Annotated in this window: 19 protein-coding genes; 7 read left to right on the top strand and 12 right to left on the bottom strand. The window is 74.5% G+C overall.

Annotated features, from left to right (window positions below; translation table 11 throughout):
* Nucleotides 1-27: 27 nt before the first annotated feature.
* Nucleotides 28-1,452 (top strand): FAD-dependent oxidoreductase, encoded by a 1,425-nt coding sequence (locus ACI8AF_RS06435; RefSeq protein WP_456538853.1) that lies wholly within the window; start codon nt 28-30, stop codon nt 1,450-1,452.
* Complete coding sequence (locus tag ACI8AF_RS06430) at nt 1,449-2,027, top strand: hypothetical protein (protein WP_456538852.1); 579 nt, start codon at nt 1,449-1,451, stop codon at nt 2,025-2,027. The genes ACI8AF_RS06435 and ACI8AF_RS06430 overlap by 4 nt, the downstream gene beginning before the upstream one ends.
* An 8-nt stretch (nt 2,028-2,035) precedes the next feature.
* On the opposite strand, the gene ACI8AF_RS06425 is transcribed toward ACI8AF_RS06430, so the two are convergent.
* The 8 genes from ACI8AF_RS06425 to ACI8AF_RS06390 form a co-directional block, all read right to left on the bottom strand.
* Nucleotides 2,036-3,064, bottom strand: coding sequence for an acyl-CoA dehydrogenase family protein (locus tag ACI8AF_RS06425; RefSeq protein WP_456538851.1), 1,029 nt, complete (start codon nt 3,062-3,064; stop codon nt 2,036-2,038).
* Entirely contained in the window at nt 3,061-3,840 is a 780-nt protein-coding gene (locus ACI8AF_RS06420) for an enoyl-CoA hydratase-related protein (RefSeq protein WP_456538850.1), read from the bottom strand. Before ACI8AF_RS06420 ends, ACI8AF_RS06425 begins: the two co-directional genes overlap by 4 nt.
* Complete coding sequence (locus tag ACI8AF_RS06415; protein ID WP_456538849.1) at nt 3,837-4,700, bottom strand: 3-hydroxyacyl-CoA dehydrogenase family protein; 864 nt, start codon at nt 4,698-4,700, stop codon at nt 3,837-3,839. Before ACI8AF_RS06415 ends, ACI8AF_RS06420 begins: the two co-directional genes overlap by 4 nt.
* A gap of 17 nt (nt 4,701-4,717) precedes the next feature.
* A complete protein-coding gene (locus ACI8AF_RS06410) occupies nt 4,718-5,584 on the bottom strand; it encodes a 3-hydroxyacyl-CoA dehydrogenase family protein (RefSeq protein WP_456538848.1) in 867 nt (288 codons plus the stop codon).
* 28 nt (nt 5,585-5,612) lie between these two features.
* Nucleotides 5,613-6,386, bottom strand: coding sequence for an SDR family NAD(P)-dependent oxidoreductase (locus ACI8AF_RS06405; protein WP_456538847.1), 774 nt, complete (start codon nt 6,384-6,386; stop codon nt 5,613-5,615).
* Nucleotides 6,383-7,576: an acyl-CoA dehydrogenase family protein gene (locus ACI8AF_RS06400; protein WP_456538846.1), complete on the bottom strand. Its 1,194-nt coding sequence runs from the start codon at nt 7,574-7,576 to the stop codon at nt 6,383-6,385. The genes ACI8AF_RS06405 and ACI8AF_RS06400 overlap by 4 nt, the downstream gene beginning before the upstream one ends.
* On the bottom strand, nt 7,573-8,361 hold the full coding sequence (locus tag ACI8AF_RS06395; protein ID WP_456538845.1) for an enoyl-CoA hydratase/isomerase family protein: 789 nt from the start codon (nt 8,359-8,361) through the stop codon (nt 7,573-7,575). The genes ACI8AF_RS06400 and ACI8AF_RS06395 overlap by 4 nt, the downstream gene beginning before the upstream one ends.
* Before the next feature lie 102 nt (nt 8,362-8,463).
* Nucleotides 8,464-9,750 carry a CaiB/BaiF CoA transferase family protein gene (locus ACI8AF_RS06390; protein ID WP_456538844.1) on the bottom strand — a complete coding sequence of 429 codons (1,287 nt, stop codon included), beginning with the start codon at nt 9,748-9,750 and terminating at the stop codon, nt 8,464-8,466.
* A 224-nt stretch (nt 9,751-9,974) separates the two neighbouring features.
* Here ACI8AF_RS06390 and ACI8AF_RS06385 point away from each other — a divergent pair, with 224 nt between their 5' ends.
* Nucleotides 9,975-10,730, top strand: a complete 756-nt coding sequence (locus ACI8AF_RS06385) for a FadR/GntR family transcriptional regulator (protein WP_456538843.1) — start codon at nt 9,975-9,977, stop codon at nt 10,728-10,730.
* A 34-nt stretch (nt 10,731-10,764) separates the two neighbouring features.
* Here the strand turns inward: ACI8AF_RS06385 and ACI8AF_RS06380 are convergent, their stop codons facing one another.
* From ACI8AF_RS06380 to ACI8AF_RS06370, 3 genes are all read right to left on the bottom strand, one after another.
* The gene (locus tag ACI8AF_RS06380) at nt 10,765-11,613 is read right to left on the bottom strand and encodes a VOC family protein (protein WP_456538842.1); all 849 of its coding nucleotides are present in this window, start codon (nt 11,611-11,613) and stop codon (nt 10,765-10,767) included.
* A 53-nt stretch (nt 11,614-11,666) separates the two neighbouring features.
* Nucleotides 11,667-12,656, bottom strand: coding sequence for an alpha/beta fold hydrolase (locus tag ACI8AF_RS06375; protein WP_456538841.1), 990 nt, complete (start codon nt 12,654-12,656; stop codon nt 11,667-11,669).
* 92 nt (nt 12,657-12,748) lie between these two features.
* A complete protein-coding gene (locus ACI8AF_RS06370; RefSeq protein WP_456538840.1) occupies nt 12,749-13,672 on the bottom strand; it encodes an SDR family NAD(P)-dependent oxidoreductase in 924 nt (307 codons plus the stop codon).
* A 200-nt stretch (nt 13,673-13,872) separates the two neighbouring features.
* Between ACI8AF_RS06370 and ACI8AF_RS06365 the strand changes: the two genes are divergently transcribed.
* The 4 genes from ACI8AF_RS06365 (at nt 13,873) to ACI8AF_RS06350 (ending at nt 18,232) form a co-directional block, all read left to right on the top strand.
* Complete coding sequence (locus tag ACI8AF_RS06365; protein WP_456538839.1) at nt 13,873-14,214, top strand: bifunctional 3-phenylpropionate/cinnamic acid dioxygenase ferredoxin subunit; 342 nt, start codon at nt 13,873-13,875, stop codon at nt 14,212-14,214.
* Entirely contained in the window at nt 14,211-15,452 is a 1,242-nt protein-coding gene (locus tag ACI8AF_RS06360; protein WP_456538838.1) for an NAD(P)/FAD-dependent oxidoreductase, read from the top strand. Before ACI8AF_RS06365 ends, ACI8AF_RS06360 begins: the two co-directional genes overlap by 4 nt.
* Before the next feature lie 118 nt (nt 15,453-15,570).
* The gene (locus ACI8AF_RS06355) at nt 15,571-16,392 is read left to right on the top strand and encodes an IclR family transcriptional regulator (RefSeq protein ID WP_456538837.1); all 822 of its coding nucleotides are present in this window, start codon (nt 15,571-15,573) and stop codon (nt 16,390-16,392) included.
* Between the two features lie 76 nt (nt 16,393-16,468).
* Nucleotides 16,469-18,232 carry an acyl-CoA dehydrogenase gene (locus ACI8AF_RS06350; RefSeq protein ID WP_456538836.1) on the top strand — a complete coding sequence of 588 codons (1,764 nt, stop codon included), beginning with the start codon at nt 16,469-16,471 and terminating at the stop codon, nt 18,230-18,232.
* Between the two features lie 15 nt (nt 18,233-18,247).
* Here ACI8AF_RS06350 and ACI8AF_RS06345 read toward each other — a convergent pair whose 3' ends face one another.
* Complete coding sequence (locus ACI8AF_RS06345) at nt 18,248-19,891, bottom strand: long-chain-fatty-acid--CoA ligase (protein ID WP_456538835.1); 1,644 nt, start codon at nt 19,889-19,891, stop codon at nt 18,248-18,250.
* Nucleotides 19,892-19,926: the final 35 nt, after the last annotated feature.

The raw sequence follows: 19,926 nt of genomic DNA, 5'->3' as shown, positions 1-19,926 counted from the left end.
CCGACCGGGCGAGGGCCGAGGTGGCGTGTGGAGCGGACCGTCGTCGTCTTCGGAGCGGGGCTCGCCGGTCTCACCGCAGGGGTGACCGCGCTGCAGGCCGGTGCGTACGTCGTGCTGTGCGAGAAGTCGGGCGCGATCGGCGGGTCGACGGCCCTCTCCGGTGGACTGATCTGGACGTTCGCCGACCTCGCCGAGCTGCACGCGGCGGTGCCGGACGGCGACCCGGTGCTGCAGGAGCTGGTGTTCGACGGGACGCCCGCGGCACGCCGGTGGCTGGGCGAGCAGGGCGTCCGGTTCACCACCGCGGAGCCCTCGGCCGAGCTCGCCCACGGCGGGTGGGCCGACGTCTCGGGGGAGAGCGGCATCCGTGGCCTCGGGCAGCTGGTCGAGCCCGCCCAGGCGCTGGCGGCGCTGCAGGAGCGGTTCACCGCGCTCGGTGGCGTGCTGCGCACGGAGACCGCACTCGACTCGCTCGTCCAGGACGACGCCGGTCGGGTGGTGGGTGCACGGGTGGCCACGGCCGACGGCGCGACGGCCGTCCTCCGGGCCGACGCCGTGGTGCTCGCCACCGGCGGCTTCCAGGGCAACCCGGAGCTGCTCACCCGCTACGTCGCCGGGGCCGACCACCTGTACCTGCGCGCGAACCCCTGGAGCACGGGCGACGCCTTCCTCGCCGCGACGGCGGTCGGTGCCGCCGCCTCGCCCGGGCTGGACACCTTCTACGGGCACGCGATGACGGCTCCGCCGGCCCGGTTCCGGCAGATCGAGTTCGGCGAGGTCACCCAGGGCTACGGCCAGGGCTCGATCGCGATCGACCTGCGCGGGCGCCGGTTCGCCGACGAGTCGGAGGGCACCGGCGAGGAGGTGCTCAACCAGCGCCTGGCGCGCCGGCCCGAGGGCCGGGGCTTCTACCTGTTCGACGACGACGTGGCCGGGCGGGCACGGACCGCCGGCAAGAGCGTGACGCGCGTGGTCGTCGACCGCGCACGGGCACACGGCGGGCACGTCGTCGTGGCCGATTCCTGGGACGAACTCGCCGACGGCCTGGCGACCTGCGGCGTGCCTGCCGCAGCCGTCCGGCAGACGCTCGAGGAGTACGACCAGCTCTGCGCGGGCGACAGCGGTACCGCCGGCCCGCACACACCCGGGCGCTCCCGCTTTCGCTTCCCCCTCCGCCGTCCGCCGTTCTACGCGGTTTCGGTCAAGGCGTCGATCACCGCCACGATGGGCGGGCTCGCCGTCGACGACGCGATGCGCGTGCTGCGCCGGTCCTCCTCGAGCTCGCCCCTCGCGCAGTCGGTCACCGACCCCGCCGACGTCCGGCTGAGCCCCGTCCCCGGTCTGTTCGCCGCCGGGGGCGACGTGGGGAACGTCAGCCGGCTCTCCTACATCGGCGGCCTCGCGACCGCGCTCACCACCGGCCGCGTCGCCGGGACGGAGAGCGCGCGGTGAGCCCCCTGGGCGCGCACGTCGTCGTCGACGAACCGGTGGGCGAGCCCGGTGGCCCCCCGGGAGCAGAGGTCGGCGACGACCGGCCCGGGGTGCTCTCGGTACAGCGCTGGCGCTCGGCCGACGGCAAGACCTGCCTCACCCTGGACCTCGCCACGGAGCCAGGTGACCCGGTGGTCGTCGACGCGCCGGACACCACGCGGGAGGGCCGGACGTCGGTCTACCGCTGCGTGCAGCTGCACCCCGGCGGGCTCGTGGCCCCGGCCGACGCCGGACACCTCTACCTCGTCCGGCTGCGCCCCGACCCCGCGATCGAGGAGGAGTGGAACCGCTGGTACAGCGAGGAGCACGTGCCGTCCCTGGCCGGCGTCGCCGGCGTGCTGTGCGCTCGCCGGTTCCGGGCGCAGAACCCCGACCGTCTCGGGCGCCGGTACCTCGCGATGTACCACATGACGGCGCCGGACGTCCCGCGGACCCGGGAGTGGAAGCAGGCGTCGGACAGCCCGTGGACCCGCCGCATGAAGCCGCACCACCAGGCGGGCAAGGTGCTCGACGTCTTCGGCCGCGTCGACGGCTGACGGTGCGGTCAGGCCGGGACCGGCCGGGTGCGGGACGCCACGAGCGTGCGCGCCGGCGCCGCCTGCGCGGCCCGCAGCGACACGGCATCGCGGAGCAGGCCCTCGACGAGGTACTCCCGCAGGTAGCCGTAGCCGCCGAAGAGCTGGACCGCCTCGATGCACGTGCGGACGGCGAGGTTCACGGCGCGCCGCGCCAGGTGCGCGTCGACGCTGCCCGTCCGGCGGTGGTACCGCAGCGCGGTGGCGCTCGCCGTGCACAGTTCGGAGCGCGCGTGGGCGACGGCGCCGGCGACCGTGGGGATCTCCACGAGGGGGGCGCCGAACTGGTGCCGCGACCGGACGTAGGCCGACGCGTGCTCGGTCGCGCCGATCGCCGCACCGATCGCCGCCACGGTGGTGCCGCCGGTCCACCAGGCGGCCGCGGTCGCCAGGGCCTCGCGGTGTGCCCGGCCGCACCAGCTGCCACGTAGGCCGGCCCGCAGCTCGGCGCGACGCACGCGCAGCACCGTCGTCCCGAGGCCGGGGAGTCCGCACCGGCGGACCGGCTGGGCCGGGTTCTCGGCAGCGGTCAGCACGAGGGCGTCGGCGCCGGGGTCGAACAGCAGGAGCGGGCCGGCACCGACCCCGAGGTCCAGGCGCGGCACGACGAGGACGTCGTCATCGGCCGGATCGACGTCCCCGAACCCGACGACGGCGGTCGACCCCGCCGCGACGTCCGCCGCCGTGGCGGTCTCCCCCACCGCGAGGAGGGCGTGCACCGCGGCGTGCGCGTGCACCACCGCCAGCGCGACGCTCGGGCTCACCTGCGCGAGCTCGCGGACCACGCGCAGCGTGGTGACCGCGTCCGCGCCCTGCCCGCCGACGTCCTCCGGCATGCCCAGGCTCCACAGCCCCGCGGCGGAGAGGTGCCCGACCAGCCCGGGGTCGAGCCGGTCGGCCACCTCCAGTCCGGCGAGCAGTGGCGCGATCCGACCGGTCGCCACGGCGCGGGCCACCGACACGAGCTCCGCGAGCTCCTCCTGCCCCGCCCCCGTCACCGCAGCGTCTTGCCCGGGTCCGGGGTGCGCCGCTCGGCGAAGGCGGCCGACGTCTCGTGCGACTCCTCGGTGCTCAGGTAGAGCGTGAGGAGCTGGTCGTGCGTGATGCGCGACAGGCCGGCCACCCCGCTGTGGCGTGCGGAGAACGCCGCCTTGAGGGCGGCGAGCGCCAGCGGGCTGCGGGTCATGAGCTCCGCCGCCACCTCGAGCGCCCGGGGCAGCGCCTCGCCGACCGGGACCACCTCGTTGACCAGCCCCATGGCGAGGGCTTCGGCCGCGGTGTACTTGCGGTTGAGGTACCAGACCTCCTTGGCGCGCTTCCGGCCCACGGTGTCCTCGAGGTACCACGTGCCGTAGCCGGCGTCGAAGCTCCCGACCATGGGGCCGACCTGGCGGAAGACGGCGTTCTCGCTCGCGATCGACAGGTCGCACATGGTCTGCAGCACCTGCCCGCCCCCGACCGCGTAGCCGTTGACGGCGGCGATCACCGGCTTCGGCACCTGGTCCAGCAGCTGGTACACGTCCACGATCGGCATCGCGCTGGCCGCGTCGAACCGGGTGAGGGGGTCGTGCTCCCCGCCGATGCAGAAGAACTTGTCCCCGGTCCCGGTGAGGACGGCGACGCGCTGCGCGCTGTCGGCCGCGAAGTCGCGCAGCGCCGCGGCCAGCTCGCGCGCGGTCAGGGCCCGGAACTTGTTGCCGGCCTCTGGCCGGTCGATGGTGACCGTGGTGATCCCCGACGTCCCGGTCTCGACCCGGATGTCCTCGTACGTCATGCCCGGGTCTCCAGATCCCGGATGCCGCGGCCGGCCTTGTCCCCGGTCCACCCCGCCTGGACGAGGCGGGCCAGCAACGGGGGTGGGGCGAAGCGCGGTTCGAGGGTGTCGGCGTAGGCCGCGCTGGTCGCGTGCAGGTGCGTGTCGATCCCGATCAGGTCGAGCAGCTCGAGCGGGCCCATCGGGTAGCCCAGGCCGAGCCGGAGCGCGGTGTCGATGTCCTGCGCGCTGGCCAGGCCGTCGTCGTAGGCCTGGACGACGTCGTTGACGTAGGGCATGAACAGGGAGTTGACGAGGAACCCTGGGCGGTCGTCGACCACGATCGGCTCCTTGCCGGCCGCCGTGCTCCAGGCCATCAGCCGTTCGACCGTCCCGTCGCTGGTCTGCAGCGCCCGCACCACCTCCACCAGCGCCATCACCGGCGCCGGGTTGAAGAAGTGCAGCCCCGCGACCCGGCCCGGGTGTGGCAGCGACGCGGCGATCTGGGTCACCGACAGGGCCGACGTGTTCGTCGCGATCACCGTCGTCGGGGGGAGCCCCTCGGCGAGTGCGCCCAGCAGTTCGCGCTTGACCCCGAGGTCCTCCACGACGGCCTCGACGACCAGGTCCACGCCGCTGACGTCGTCGAGGGCAGCGGTCCCCACCACCCGGGACAGCAGCTCGTCCCGCGCCTCCGTGGTGAGCTTCCCCCGGGTCACGCCGGCCTCGACGAACCGGCTCAGCCGCTCGAACCCGGCGTCCAGGCCGGCCTGCTCCGGCTCGTACACCACGACGTCGCAGCCCGCGGCCGCCGCCACCTGCACGATGCCGGCCCCCATGGTGCCGAAGCCCAGGACGCCGACCGCTCGGATGTCGTTCACGGGTCACTCCCTCGTCGTCAGGAACCGAAGAGCCGGGCGTCGTCGTACGTGCGGAAGCCCCGGCCGGTCTTCCGGCCCAGGTGACCGGCGGCGATCATCTGGGAGACCAGCGGCGGAGGGGCGAACTTCGGGTCGCGGAGCTGCTCGTAGAGGCTCGTCGACACGGCGTGGTGGATGTCGAGACCGACGATGTCGAGCAGGGCGAACGGCCCCATCGGGTAGCGCAGTCCACGGGTGACCGCCGTGTCGATCGAGTCCACGGTGCCCCGGCCGGCGGCCAGCGCGCGGATGCAGTCGTTCTCGAACGGGATCAGGAAACGGTTGACGATGAACCCGGGCGTGTCCGCGGTCGTCACGACGACCTTGTTCACCTCCGCGAGGAACTTGGCGGTGCGCTCGTAGGTCTCCTCGCTCGTCTGCCGGGCCTTGACGATCTCGACGAGCTTCATCAGCGGCGCCGGGTTGCAGTAGTGGGTCCCGATGACCCGCTCGGGACGGGCGGAGCCGGCCGCGATGGCGGTGACCGAGAGCGTGGACGTGTTGGTGTGGAACAGCGTCGTCGGGTCGCAGATCCCGTCGAGCTCCCCGAACAGCCGTGCCTTCGCCCCGACGTCCTCGACGACGGCCTCGACCACGACCTCGCACGGCGCGAGGTCGCCGATCGCGCCGGTGGCGACCAGACCGTCCAGCGCCGCGTCCCGGCGCTCGGGCGTGAGCTTCCCCAGCGCGACGCCGCGGTCGAGGAAACTGCCCACCGTCTCCCGGCCGCGCTCAGCGGCCGCCGGATCGGCGTCGTACAGCACCACCTCGTGCCCGGCCTGGGCGGCGACGATCGCGATGCCGCTCCCCATCGTCCCGGCACCGCAGACCCCGACCCTCGTCATGAGCGCTCCACTTCCGTTCGTGTCCCGGTCAGCGGGCGAGCTGTCCGCCGTCGACGACGACGGTCTCGCCGGTGATGAAGCCCCCGCCGCGCCCGGCGAGCAGCACCACGAGGTCACCGAGCTCCTCCGGGTCCCCCATGCGACGCAGGGGCACCCCCTTGAGGACGGTGGCCAGCGTGGTCTCGTCGTCCCGGAGGACGGCGTTCATGTCGGTCGCGACGTAGCCGGGGGCGACCGCGTTCACGGTGATCCCGTACCGGGCGAGCTCCACTGCCGCCGTGCGCGTCAGGGCGACCAGGCCGGCCTTGGCGGCCGAGTAGGAGGCGTAGCCGGAGATCCCCCGGAACGCGAAGTTGGAGGCGATGTTCACGATCCGGCCGCCGCCCTGCTCGCGCATGACCCGCGCGGCCGCGCGGGTGCCGAGGAAGGCGCTGCGCAGGTTCGTCGACAGCACCGCGTCCCAGCCGTCGTCGGAGATCTCCAGCAGCGGCGTGAACTCGATGATGCCCGCGTTGTTCACGAGGACGTCGAGCCGGCCGAACTCGGTGACGGCGCGCTCCACCAGGGCCTCGACCTCGGCGGCGCTGGTGACGTCGGTGGGGACCACCGCTGCCGTGCCACCCCTGCTGCGCACCTCACCGGCGACCACCTCCAGCTGGTCGAGCGACCGCGCGGCCAGGACGACCCTCGCGCCGGCGCCGGCGAGGGCGAGGGCGAGGGCGCGGCCGATCCCCCGCCCCGCCCCGGTCACCACCGCCACCGTGCCGGCGAGCGGGAGTCCGTCGGCTGCCGTGTGCGTCATGCGCTGCTCCTGCCGTACGTGGCAGCCGTGTCCCGCGAGATGATCAGCCGCTGGATCTCGTTGGTGCCGTCGTAGATCTGGGTCACCTTGGCGTCGCGGAGGAGTCGTTCCACCTCGCCGTCCGCCAGGTCGCCGTGGACGCCGAGCAGGTCGCAGGCCCGGTCGGCGAGGTCGACCGCCAGGTCGGTGCACCACAGCTTCGTGGCCGAGACCTGGGCGGCTAGCCCCGGCGCGTCGCCGTCGATCGCCCGGGCGGTCGCGTAGAGCAGGGTGCGCCCGGTCAGCAGACGCGTCCGCATGTCGGCCAGCGCGAACGCGGCCGACTGGTCCGGGGTCCCGTCGGTGTGGGCCACGTGCGCGGCGACGCGGTAGGCCCGGGTCGCGATGCCGACCCCCTGGGCGGCGGCGCTGAGCCGGGACTTCACCACCGACCGCATCGAGATGAGCCAGCCCTCGCCCTCGTCCCCGAGCCGGGCCGTCTCCGGCACGTGGACGTCGTCGAGGAACAGCTCGGCGGTCGAGGACCCGTGCATGCCCATCTTCTGCAGACCCTGGCCCCTGGTGAGACCGGGGGTGTGGCCCGGGACCAGGAAGGCGGTGATGCCCCGGCGTCCGGCCGTCCGGTCGACGGTCGCGAAGACGACGATGACGTCCGCCACGTCCCCGTTCGTGATGAAGGTCTTCGACCCGTTGAGGCGGTAGCCCCGCCCGTGCCGGACGGCGACGGTGCGCATGGACGCGACGTCGCTGCCGGCGTCGGGTTCGGTGATGGCGAGGGAGCCGAAGCTCTCCGCGGAGGCGAGCCGCGGGATCCAGCGGCGCTGTTGCTCCGGTGTGCCCTCGAGCAGCACGGGATAGCCCGCGTGCATCTGGGTCATGTAGATCAGCGACGTGGCCGGGCAGTGCTCCGCGATCTCCGCCACCGCGACGGCGTACGTGAGCGACGTGTCGCCCGAACCGCCCAGCTCGCGGGGGAACAGCAGGCCGCCCAGCCCGGCGTCGGCGAGCGCCCGGCAGCTGGGGCCGGCGAACTCCCCCGTCTCGTCCCAGTGGGCGGCCCGGGGCGCGACGGAGGTGGCGAGCACCGTGCGCAGGCGCGCACGGACCTCCCTCGTCCGGTCGTCGAGCAGGGTCTCGGGGACCGACTCCTCGGAGAACCCGGCCCGGGGCACGGCGAGCGACGCGGTCACCGCTCGGCTCCCGCCCGCGTCGCGGGACGGTCGAGGAAGGCCGCAACCCGCGTCCGCGCCTCACCCGAGACCGTCGCCAGCGCCGCCGCGTCGGTCTCGTGCTGCAGTCCGCGAGCCAGGTCACCGCCGGCCGCGGCCAGCAGCCCGAGCGCCAGCCGCGTGGCCAGCGATCCCCTGCCGGCGATCTGCCCGGCCAGCTCGACGGCACGCGGCAGGAGGGCCTCCGGCGCCAGCGGTTCCTCGGCGAGCAGACCCCACCGGTGGGCGCGCTCGGCGGGTACCCGGTTCCCCGTGGTGACCAGGTACGCGGCGGCCTGCCGGCCCACGAGGCCGCCCAGTCGCTGCGTCCCGCCGTAGCCGGGGATCAGCCCGAGTCCCGTCTCGGGCAGCGCGAAGGACGCCGTGGTGGAGGCGAGGACGAAGGTGGAAGCGAGCGCGAGTTCGAACCCTCCCCCGAGCGCGTACCCGTTGACCGCCGCGATGACGGGCACCGGGCTGCCGGCCACCCGCGCCATCACCCGCTGGCCGCGGGCCAGGACCTCGCGGGCCCGCGCGGCGTCCAGGCCGCGGAGCTCGCCGAGATCGGCGCCGGCGCAGAACGCGCGGTCCCCTGCGCCCGTGACGACGACGGCCCTGACGTCCGGGTCCCGCTCCAGACCGGTGAGCGCGTCCTCGAGTGCGTCCAGCACCTCGCTGTTCAGCGCGTTGAGCTTTGCCGGGCGGTTCAGCGTGATGACGGCGAGGCCGGGACGACGCTCGACCTGGACGACGACCTGACCGTCCATGCGCCACCTCCGCCGCTCGACTGCCCCTATGAGTAGCAGCGCGTCGCGGCGGGGCAGGGGGCGTCGTTCCGTGCACCGGAATGCCGATCCGGCCCGGCTCGATCAGCCCGCCGCCTCCGCGGCCACCGGACCACCGCCGGCCGCCTCCAGCACCGCGCCGCTCTCCAGGAGGGCCTGGACGCCGGCGGCATCCACCCCGATCTCGGCCAGGACCGCCCGCGAGTCCGCGCCCAGTGCGGGCGCCGGGCGTCGGGGCGCCTCGGCCTGGCTGATCCGCCACGGCGCCGCCACCACGTGCGTCACCTCGTCGCCGGCCGCGACCGGATCCCCCTCCGCGACGGGGAGGGCGAAGATCGACGCCCGGTCCCGGACGTGCGGATCCCAGACGACCTCGGACAGGGAGGCGATCGGGGCGGCGGGGACCCCCGCCTCGGCGAACGCCGCGAGCCAGTGCGCGCTGTCCCGCCGCGCCACGGCGTCGGCGATCCGGCCGATGACCTCCGGGCGGTGCCGGCGCCGTCCCTCGTTGGAGGCCAGCCGCGGATCGGCGGCGAGATCCGGTAGTTCCAACACCCCGCACAGCCGCGACCAGATGGCGTCGTTGCCCACCGCGATGCAGACAGGTCGGTCCAGCGCCTGGAACTGCTGGTACACGGCCAGCACCGAATCGGTCGCACCGGAGGGCGCCGGCTCGGGCTCTCCCGCGAGGTAGCTGGCGATCCGCGGCGCCATGAGCGCCAGATCGGCGTCGAGCAGCGAGATGTCGACGACCCCACCCGGGCCGCCGCGGGAGACCCGGTGCAGCGCGGCGATGATCGACAGCGCTGCGGACAGTCCGGCCACGATGTCCGACAACGGGGCGCTCACCCGCTGCGGCACACCCCCCGCGGCCCCGGTGACGCTCATCAGCCCCGACCGCGCCTGCGCGATGAGGTCGTAGCCGGGCAGCCGGCGGTCACGGCCGGTCAGGCCGAACCCGGACACCGCGCAGTAGACCAGCCGGGGCGAACGGGCGCAGACGGTCGCCGGGTCGACGCCCAGCCCCTCGAGTTTGGAGGGGTTGACGTTGTGGAGGAAGACGTCGGCGGACCCCACCAGCCGGCGCAGCACCTCGGCCCCCGACGCCGTGCGGAGGTCGATGGCGATGGACCGCTTGTTGCGGTTCGCCGCCGCGAACCACGCCGAACTGGCGCCCACGAAGGGCGGTCCCCAGCCACGGGCGTCGTCGCCGGTGGGGCGTTCGACCTTCACGACGTCGGCGCCCAGGTCGGCCAGGTACATGCTGGCCGTCGGTCCGGCGTAGGAGGTGGACATGTCGACCACCCGGATCCCGTCGAGCGGGAGCGGTGGCTGCCCCGCCCCGGCCGGATCCAGCGTCTCCAGGCTCATCGGACCTCCGATCTCGGGGGCCCGATGCTCGGGACGACGGCAAATGTCTGTCAACGGGGCACGGCCGCTCCGCGGAACGCCCCGAGCAGCGGGGTGACGCCCTCGGCGCACGCGGAGGGAGTCCACCGGCCGCCGCGCGCCGCCTACGGGAGTGACCCGGGGGCCGGCGCGGTTAGAATTGTCAGTCGCCAGCCGCTGCCCGCCGGTGTCGAGAGGACGTCCCGATGGGTTTCCAGGCACAACCGGTGTTCCGCGTACGCCAGCAGATCGAACGGCAGCTGCGTGCGGCCATCGTCTCCAAGACGATCGCGGAGGGCGAGAAGCTGCCCAGCGAGGGCCAGCTGGCCGAGCGGTTCGGGGTGTCCCGCCCGACGGTGCGCGAGGCGCTGCGCTCGCTGGCCGCCGCGGGGCTGATCGAGCAGGCGCCCGGCGCGAAGGGCGGCAGCTTCGTGCGCACGCTCGATGCCTCGGCGTTCAGCGCGATGCTCGGCGAGTCGGTCGGGTTGTTCGTCGACCTGGGCAACGCGCAGCCGGCCGAGGTGGCGGCGTTGCGCGACATCCTCGAGGTGCCCGCCGGGCGGCTCGCTGCGCGTCATCGCACCCAGGCCGATCTCGACGTGCTGGCCGGCATCCTCGACGTCCAGAAGCACACCACCTGCGACGACCCCCGGGTCCCCCAGCTCGACATCGACTTCCACTCCACCGTCGCGGCGGCGTCGGGCAACCAGGTCCTGCACGTCTTCGTCCGCGCGCTGCACACCGTGGCCCAACCGGTGCGGCACATGCACCTGACCCCGGGGACGGCCAGGACCGCGGTGCGCCAGCACCGGGCGATCCTCCGGGCCCTGGAGTCGGGGGACGACGAGGCGACCGAGCACGCCGTGCGAGAGCACCTGGACTACGTCAAGGACCTGCAGGCCGGTCCCTGCGGGACGTCGGGGCCGGTCGCCGCGCCGGACCTGCTCGGCGTCTCCCCCTGAGCCGACCCGCGGCGTTCGCCCGTGCCGGCCACCGTCACACGACGGGGATGGTCCGCTTGTGGCCCCAGAGGCTGGTCGCGTCGTAGGACCCGGTCGTCCACGTGTCGTCGTCCACGAGCCGCCCCTGGCACCCGTACTCGAGCTCGTGTCCCGAGGGCGTCTTCATGTAGAAGGAGACCATGTGGTCGTTGGTGTGGCGGCCGAGTCCGCAGGACACCGGCACACCGGCCGCCTCGGCGGCGTCCAGGGCCCGGCCGACCCCGTCGAGGTCCTCCACCTCGAGGCTGAAGTGCCGGAACCGGCTGGGGCCCTCCATCTCCCGGAAGGCCAGGCTGTGGTGGCGCCGGTTGATCCGCATGAAGCGGGTGACCCCGATCATGTCGCTCACCCGGAAGCCCAGGACGTCCTGGTAGAAGTGCAGGCTCGGTGCGAGCTCCGGCACGGTGAAGACGACGTGCCCCAACCCGAGCGCCCCGCCCACGTACCGGACGTCGGTCCGGCCGGGGCGCAGGGCGGCCTTGGGACGCAGTGCGCCGCAGAAGAACTCCAGCTGGTTGCCCGCCGGGTCGAGGCAGGTGGCCAGCCGGGCCACCTGCCGCACCGCCGCCTGGTCCGGCTGCTCCTTCACCGCCACGCCGTGGTGCTCGAGGTGGGCGAGGAGCTCGTCGAACTGGCGGGACCCGGCGACCTCCCAGCCCGCGCAGGCGAAGGCGTCCTCGCCGGCGCTCACCGTCAGGCGGTAGGCGCGCTCGTCGAGGCGGATGCGGACCGTGTCGTCACCGTCGACGACCTCTCCGCCGAGGACGTCGGTGCCGAACCGCGCCCAGGCATCCAGGTCGCGCGCGGTGAAGCCGACGTACCCCAGTCCGTACAGGTGTCCCATGGTCCGCACCCTTCGTCGCGGGCGGGCGACCGATCGCCCCGCCCTGCTCGGTCTCAGCCCGCCCGGTCGGCCGGCACGTCGGTCTCGACGAGCGCCGGGTTCACCGGGCGCCGCCTGGACACGCCGGCCCGCGCCGCCGTCTCGGCACCGACCCGCCCGTCGCGGAAGAACTCCAGGAAGACCTGCTGGAACAGCTCCGGCTGGTCGTTCTGCCCCTGGTGGCCGCAGTCGTCGGGGTAGAAGAACTGGACGTCCGGGAGTGCGTCCTCCTGCAGGTACCCGCGCGCCTCGACCGGGATCAGCGTGTCCTGGCGACCGTAGAGGTAGATGCCCGGGATCCCCACCCGGTCGAGCCGTCCCCGGGTCGTCAGACGGGCCCGGGCCGGCCCGTCGAGCGTGGCGCCGCTGTGCCGCCGGTGGGCGGCCGCGTTGCGCCGGGCCGCGGCGACCCGCATGGCAACGACGTCGTCGTCGACCTCGTCGGGCCGGCGCAGGATCGAGCTCAGCAGGGTGCGCATCGACCCGGCCGTGCCGTCGAACGCCCGGAGGTCGGGGCGCTCTCCCGCCGGACGGCGGTCGAGAGCGGCGACCGCCTCGGGCGGGACCAGGTCCCCGATCCCCCCTGCGACGAGCGCGAACCGCTCCACCCGTTCCGGGTGCGCGAGCAGGTAGTTCACCGCGTTGAGCGACCCCATCGAGTTCCCCGCGAGGGAGAACCGGTCCAGGCACAGCGCGGTCGTGAAGTCGTGGAGGAAGTCGAGGTGGCCGACCTGGCCGGCCGCGTAGAACCCCTGCTCGTCGGTCGTGAGGCCGAACCCGGGGAGGTCCGGGCAGTAGACGCGGAACCCGTGGTCGCCCAGGAAGCGCGTCATGCCGGCCCACCCGGCCAGGCCGGAGGAGCCCACGAGCCCGCCGTGCAGCAGGACGACGGCCGGGCCGTCCGCGCCGCCGGTCGTGTAGTGCGCCCGCACGCCCCCGGGCAGCCGCACCCAGCGGCTCAGGCAGCCCGGCGCGGCCGCCAGGCCCTCCGACGTCAGCGCCACGCCTCCACCTCCTGCCCTCCTCCGGCCGGTCCCGACGGTGGCAGCCCGCCCGGCGCCGGCCCAGTCCCGTGTTCGGCTGGGCGGAATGGGAATCAGGCGGGACCGGGCGGCGGGGCGAAGTCCGCGGGCGGCCAGCTCGGGAACTTCCGGTCCTCGACCTCGGGCCGGAACCGCTTCTCGGCCTCCGCGGTGAGCGCCGCGGGGGTCCAGGGGCCCTCCGCGGAGAGCCGGAGCGTCGGCCGGGGGAGGCTGTAGAGGAACACCTCGTAGCCGCGGGCGCCGATGACCTGTCCGGTGCACCAGGCGGAGTCGTCACCGGCCAGCCAGCGGACGACCCGCGCGCAGTTGTCCGGGGACCGGCGGGCCACCGCAGCGGGGTCCTGGTCCTCGCGCGGGGGGGTCATGCGCGTGTCGGCGGCCGGCGCCAGGGCGTTGCAGGTCGCTCCGCTCCGGGCGAGCGCATTGGCCGTCGAGTAGGTCAGCCCGACGATGCCGAGCTTGGCGGCCGAGTAGTTCGGCTGGGCGGTCGAGCCGTAGATGCCGGAGTCGGACGTGAAGTTGACGATCCGCCTGCCGAGCCGACTGTCGCCGAGCGACCGCCAGTAGGCGGCCACGTGCCGGCAGGTGTTGAACGTGCCGTCCAGGTGCACCCGCAGGACGGCCGACCACTCCTCGGCGGTCATGTTCCACAGCATCCGGTCGCGCACGATGCCCGCCACGTTGACCACGACGTCCAGGCCACCGAAGGTGTCGACGGCCCCCTGCACCATCCGCTGCGCCGCGGTGAAGTCGGAGACGTCCCCGCCGTCGGCGACGGCGGTCCCACCGGCGGCCCGGATCTCCGCCACGACTTGGTCGGCGGGCCGCTCGTCGGCGGCCGAACCGTCGAGCGCGACGCCCAGGTCGTTCACCACCACGGCCGCCCCCGCGGCCGCGAGCTGGCGGGCCACCGCCGCTCCGATCCCCCGTCCGGCCCCCGTCACCAGTGCCACGCGTCCGTCGAGCTCGCCCGGCATCGCCCCTCCTCATCGCCGCCGCGGGCCATCCGGACGACGTCGTCGGGCCGGACACCCTTCCCGCTGGCGCACCCTGCGTCCCGTGGGGGTGGCGGCGCCAGCTCGTGTGCCGGACGGTGGACCACGACGCTGCCGGCGCCCGAGCTGACCGCCCAGACTCGGCCGGGCAAGGGGTCCTGCGGCGATGGGGATGTGCTGACGTGGCAGACGACGAGTCCTGGGTGGTCGCGTGCGCGGTCGACGACCTCCCGCCGGGCGAGGTGCTCCCCGTGCCCGGCACGATCCCCGCGATCGCGGTCTACAACGTCGACGGTGAGTTCTTCGCCACCGACGACACCTGCACGCACGAGGTCTCCTCGCTCGCCGAGGGGTACGTCGACGGCGACGTCGTCGAGTGCGCGTTCCACTTCGCCAAGTTCTGCATCCGCACCGGGGCGGTGCTGTCCTTCCCGGCGACGGAACCGCTCGGCACGTACTCGGTCCGCGTGGTCGACGACAAGGTGCACGTCGACACGGCCAGCCGCACCAGGCCCGCGCGGTGACCCCCCGCCGGCTCGTCGTCGTGGGAGCGAGCGCCGCCGGCGTCGCGGCCGCGATGGGCGCCCGCGAGGCCGGCTGGGACGGCGGGATCGTCGTCGTGGGCGCCGAGGCGCACCAGCCGTACGAGCGCCCGCCGCTGTCGAAGGCGCTGCTGACGGGGGCCGAGCCGCACGCGAAGCCGCTGCTCACCGCCGACCGACAGCGCGAGCTGGACCTCGAGCTGGTGCTGGGCCAGCGCGTCGTCCGGCTGGATCCCCCGACCCGCACGGTCACCCTGGCCGACGGGACGGTGCTCGCGGCCGACGGCGTCGTGCTGGCGACCGGCGCCCGTCCCCGCACGCTCGACGGCCTGGACGGGGACGCCGTGCACGTCCTCCGGACGCTGTCGGACGCCACCGAATTGGTGCGACGCTTCGACGGGAGCCCGGTGGCGGTCGTCGGGGGTGGCTTCATCGGTATGGAGGTCGCGGCGGCGGCCCGGGTCCGCGGGCACGAGGTGGCCGTCATCGAGGCCGCCCCGCTGCCGCTGCTGGCCGGTGGCGGTCCGGCGCTCGGCGCGTGGTTCCGCGCGCGGCACGCGGAACGGGGGGTGCGCGTCCTGACCTCGGCCGGTGTCACGGGGGTGCGCCGTGGGGCCGGCGGGGCTCCCGCCGAGCTGCTCCTCACCGACGGCAGCCGGGTTCCCGCCGGCGTGACCGTCGTGGGCATCGGGGTGGTCCCGCGCACGGAGCTGGCCGAGGAGGCCGGCCTGGAGGTCGCGGACGGCGTCGTCGTGGACGCCACCGGGCGGACGAGCCACCCCTGGGTCTACGCCGCGGGGGACGTCGCCAACCACCGGGTCGGCGGACGACGACGCCGGGTCGAGCACTGGACGGTCGCCGCGGAGCAGGGACGGGCCGCCGGACGCTCGGTGGCCGGCGTGCCGACCCCCTGGCGGTCACTGCCCTACTTCTGGTCCGACCAGTACGACCTGACCCTCCAGCTCTTCGGTGCGCCGCACCCCTCGGACGCGGTCGTCCCGCGGAGGGAGTCCGCCGACTCGGCGTGCTGGTTCTGGTTGCGGGACGGCCGGGTCAGCGCGGTCGCCGGCGTCAACTGCCCCGCCGAGATCCGGGCGGGACGGCAGCTGGCCGCCGCGGCGGCGCGCGTCCCCGTCGACGTGCTGGCGGACCCGGCTGCCGACCTCCGTGGCCTGGGACGGTCCGCATCGGGGGCGGGCGGGACACCGCTGCGGGTATGAGTCCGGAGCGCTCTGTCCCGGTTGCGGAACGTGAGCGACCTGCTTCCCGAGCAGAGTGAGCTGGATTACACTCCGCCAATAGTCTGACATTCACAGGCGACGTCCGACGGTGGAGACCATGACGCTTGAAGCTGGCACGCTCCTCGACGGCTCCCCCTCGAACCGCAGGACGGACCCGCTCGGGGACACCTCGTCCAGCGTGGGCAAGGCGCTCTCGCTCCTCAACGCCTTCATCGGGGCGAACAACGAGGTCCTCGGGGTCAGCGAGATCGCGCGGAGGGCCGGGGTCGCGAAGTCCACCGCCCACCGCCTGCTCGCCGTGCTGGAAGGGCACGGGCTGGTCGAGCGGGCGGGAGATGGCTGGCTGCTCGGGGCGCACCTGTTCCGGCTGGGTAACACGGTGGCGATGTGCCGGCCGCACCGCCTGCGCGACCGGGCACTGCCGTACATGCAGGCCCTGCACATCGCCACCCAGGCGATGGTCAACCTGGGGGTGCTGCACGGGCCGCAGGTCCTCTACATCGAGAAGCTCGCCGCCCGCGGGGGCCTGGAGAGCCCGGCGAGGGTCGGTGGGTGCATGCCCATCTACTGCACGGCGATCGGCAAGGCGATGCTCGCCTTCTCGCCCGACGACCTGTTCGACAGCGTCGTGGCCGCCGGCATGCCGGGCCGGACCACCCAGACGATCACCTCTCCCGACGTGCTGCGCCAGGAGCTGGTCCAGATCCGGCGAACCGGGTTCGCGATCGACCGCCAGGAGTCCAAGGTGGGGATGGCCTGCGTAGCCGCGCCGATCCTGCGCGACGGGCGCCCGGTGGCCGGGCTCTCGGTCTCCGTCGACATCCGGCGGGGGCTCCCTCAGCAGTTCGTCCCCCGCCTGCTGCGCACGGCCGGCTTGATCGCGGCACGACTGCAGGTCGGGGAGGACGACCTCCGGTGAGCTGACGTCCGGTTGCCGTTCCGGCTGCCCGAACGGGCGGCCACGAAGCAGGATGCGCCGCCGCTAGCGTCGCGGGGTGAGGTACCGAGCCCCGCTTGCCGACATCGGCACCGCCCTGACGCACGCCGCCGGACTGGACGAGCTGCTCCGCCTCCCTGGGTTCGGGCACCTGGACGAGGGCACGGTCGCGGACCTCCTGGCCGAGGGGGGCCGCTTCGCCGAGCAGGTCCTCGCCCCCACGCTGCGCGCGGGCGACCTGGCGGGTGTCCGCCTCGAGCAGGGCCGGGTGCGGGTGCCGCCGTCGTTCCGCCCCGTCTACCGGCAGCTGGCCGAGGCCGGCTGGGCGTCGATCGGGCATCCCGTGGAGCACGGCGGCGCCGGTGCTCCGCTGACGCTCACGCTGGCGGTCCGGGAGATGCTCTTCAGCGCCAACCTGTCGCTGGCGATGTGCCCGTTCCTCGCCGGCGGCCTCGTGACGGCGTTGCTGGCCCACGGCAGCGATCGGCAGAGGGACACGTACGTCCCGCGGCTGGTGTCGGGCGAGTGGGCGGCGACCATGTGCATCACCGAGCCGCAGGCGGGCTCGGACGTCGGCGCAGTGACCACCCGGGCCGTACGCACGGAGGACGGCACCTACCGCGTCTCCGGGCAGAAGATCTTCATCAGCTACGGCGACCACGACCTGACCGAGCAGATCCTGCACCTCGTGCTGGCCCGCCTCCCGGGGGCGCCGGCGGGGACGCGCGGCCTCTCGCTCTTCCTCGTGCCCAAGCGCCTCGTCGGTGCGGACGGGAACCCGGCAGGGCACAACGACGTCGTCGTCACCGGGGTCGAGCACAAGCTCGGCTTGCGGGGATCTCCAACCTGCTCGCTCACGTTCGGCGCGGGAGACGGTGCGGTGGCCGAGCTCGTGGGCGAGGAGCACCGGGGCATCGCGGCGATGTTCACGATGATGAACGACGCGCGGCTGGGTGTCGGTCTGCAGGGCGTCGCGCTGGCCGAGCTCGCCTGCCAGAGCGCGGTCGCGTACGCCCGTGAGCGCGTGCAGGGCCGCACAGCGGCCGCAGCCGGGCCGGTGCCCGTCATCGAGCACCCGGACGTGCGGCGGACGCTGCTGGGCATGCGGGCGACCGTCGCCGCGATGCGGGCGCTCGCCTACGCGACGGCCCGGGCGATGGACCTGGCAGCGGCGCACCCCGACGCCGCCGTCCGTGCCGCGCAGCAGGCGCGGGCCGATCTGCTCACGCCTGTCTGCAAGGCGTGGTGCACCGACCTGGCGGTGGAGGTGGTGTCCCGCGCCGTGCAGGTGTTCGGGGGCAGCGGGTTCGTCGAGGAGACGGGGATCGCCCAGCTGTACCGCGACGTGCGGATCACCCCGATCTACGAGGGCACCAACGGCATCCAGGCGATCGACCTCGTCGCCCGAAAGGTCCTGCGCGACGGTGGTCGTGCCGTGCAGGAACTGATCGGTGAGGCAGGACGCTCCGCCGCGCAGCTCGACGGGCGCAGCGCCGGACCCGCCGGCCCGCTGCGCGCGGCGGTGACCGTGCTGGCCGAGACGACCGCCTGGCTGGTGGAGCAGCGGGAGGCGACGGTCGCCGTGCTGGCCGGAGCCGCGCCGTACCTGCGGCTGCTCGGCACGGTGGTGGGGGGTGCGCTGCTCGCCGACACGGCGCACGGGAGCCGCGTCCGCCAGCAGGCGCGGGACGAGGTCGACCGGACCGGCCTGCTGCTCCGGGTCTACACGGGCCAGGTCCTGCCGGACGTGCACGCCCTGGCACGGCAGGTGGCGTCCGGGGCCGAGGACCTCTACCCGCAGGGCGTGGACGCCTGGGCCTGAGCGCGACGGCGCTCGTCAGGCGGGCTGGTCCCCGACGGTCGCGGCGCCGTGTTCGACGCGCAGGTCCCCGTCGGACACCATCGAGCGGAGCCGCACCTTGTCGTACTTGCCCACACTCGTCCGGGGTACGGCCGCGACGAACGACCAGGAATCGGGCACCCACCAGCGGACCACCCGTTCCGACAGCCAGGCGCGCAGCTCCCCCGGGCCGGCCTGCGCACCCGGCCGCAGGACCACGACCGCGAGCGGCCGCTCCTGCCAGCGCGCGTCGGCGATGCCGACGACGGCCGCTTCCACCACATCGGGGTGGGCCGTGAGCGCGTCCTCCAGGGCGACCGAGGAGATCCACTCGCCGCCGGACTTGATCACGTCCTTGCGCCGGTCGCTGATCCGCAGCACGCCGTCGGCGTCCAGCGTGCCGACGTCCCCCGTCCGCAGCCAGCCGTCGTCCGTGAACGAGTCCGCGCCCGCACCGCGGAAGTACGACCCGGTCACCCACGGCCCGCGCACCTGCAGCTCGCCCAGCCCGCCACCGTCCCGGGGGACCACTGCTCCCCCCTCGTCCACGACACGTCCCTCGACCCCGTACAGCAGCCGGCCCTGCGACGAAGCGACGTCGCCCGTGTCGGTCGCCTCCCGGGGGCGGGCGACCGCACCCAGCGGCGAGACCTCCGTCATGCCCCACGCCTGGACCAGCGGCACCCCGAAGCGCCGGCGGTAGGCCTCCGTCAGGGCGCTCGGCACGGCCGACCCCCCGCAGAGCACCAGCCGGAGCGAGCCGAGGTCGACCGGATGCACGTCGGCGTGGGCGAGCAGGTCCGCCCACAGCGTCGGCACGCCGCCGGTCACCGTGACCCGCTCGCCCGCGACGACCGCGGCCACGTGTGCCGGCGACAGGTCGCCGTCGGTCAGCACCAGGCTGGTCCCCGACAGGAAGGCGGCGTACGGCCAGCCCCACGCGTTGGCGTGGAACATCGGCACGAGGACGAGCGCACGGTCCGCCGCGCTCAGCCCCACCGCGTTGGCCGAGCACACGGACAGGGCGTGCAGGACCGTCGACCGGTGGCTGTACACCACGCCCTTCGGCATGCCGGTGGTGCCGCTCGTGTAGCACATCGCCACCGCTGCGCGCTCCGCCGGATCGGCCTCCCAGTCGATCGCCGGACCGCCCGCGACGAGGTCGTCGTAGCGCAGCACCCGCTTCCCGGTCGCGGCGAGCGGGGCCACGTCCCCGCTGCCGGTGACGACGACGGTGTGCACCCGCGGCAGACCGGCGAGCACCGGAGCGAACCGCTCCACCAGGGTCCCCCCGACGAGGACGACCGTGTCCCCGGCGTGCTCGGCGACGGCCGTGAGCTCGGCCGTCGACAGCCGCACGTTCAGGGTGTGCAGCACCGCACCGGCGGCCGGGACGCCGTAATACGCCTCGAGGTGCTCCTGGCAGTTCCACAGGAAGGTCCCGACGGGTTCCCCCTCGCCCACACCGAGGGCGCGCAGGCCGGCAGCGAGGGCACCGGCGCGCGTGATCACCTCGGCGAAGGTCGCCCGCGTCGTCCCGGACCGGGTGACCGTCACCACCTCGGCCCGGCCGTGCACCGCCCGGGCGTGGCGGACGACGGACTGCACCGTCAGCGGGCGGTCCTGGACCGTGGCTTCCATCGGCGGCAGCGTGCCACGGCGGGCGGCGCCGTCCG

This window comes from Blastococcus sp. SYSU D00669, assembly GCF_054050715.1.
The sequence above is the reverse complement of the archived record's forward strand: the minus strand, read 5'-3'. Positions and strand labels throughout refer to the sequence as shown.

Excerpts from the sequence above, each read along its gene's own strand:
- ACI8AF_RS06345 (WP_456538835.1), bottom strand. The coding sequence starts at position 19,891 with ATGGAAGCCACGGTCCAGGACCGCCCGCTGACGGTGCAGTCCGTCGTC.
- ACI8AF_RS06390 (WP_456538844.1), bottom strand. The coding sequence starts at position 9,750 with ATGAGCCTGGAGACGCTGGATCCGGCCGGGGCGGGGCAGCCACCGCTC.
- ACI8AF_RS06405 (WP_456538847.1), bottom strand. The coding sequence starts at position 6,386 with ATGACGCACACGGCAGCCGACGGACTCCCGCTCGCCGGCACGGTGGCG.
- ACI8AF_RS06370 (WP_456538840.1), bottom strand. The coding sequence starts at position 13,672 with ATGCCGGGCGAGCTCGACGGACGCGTGGCACTGGTGACGGGGGCCGGA.
- ACI8AF_RS06355 (WP_456538837.1), top strand. The coding sequence starts at position 15,571 with ATGACGCTTGAAGCTGGCACGCTCCTCGACGGCTCCCCCTCGAACCGC.
- ACI8AF_RS06380 (WP_456538842.1), bottom strand. The coding sequence starts at position 11,613 with ATGGGACACCTGTACGGACTGGGGTACGTCGGCTTCACCGCGCGCGAC.
- ACI8AF_RS06395 (WP_456538845.1), bottom strand. The coding sequence starts at position 8,361 with ATGGACGGTCAGGTCGTCGTCCAGGTCGAGCGTCGTCCCGGCCTCGCC.
- ACI8AF_RS06385 (WP_456538843.1), top strand. The coding sequence starts at position 9,975 with ATGGGTTTCCAGGCACAACCGGTGTTCCGCGTACGCCAGCAGATCGAA.
- ACI8AF_RS06420 (WP_456538850.1), bottom strand. The coding sequence starts at position 3,840 with ATGACGTACGAGGACATCCGGGTCGAGACCGGGACGTCGGGGATCACC.
- ACI8AF_RS06410 (WP_456538848.1), bottom strand. The coding sequence starts at position 5,584 with ATGACGAGGGTCGGGGTCTGCGGTGCCGGGACGATGGGGAGCGGCATC.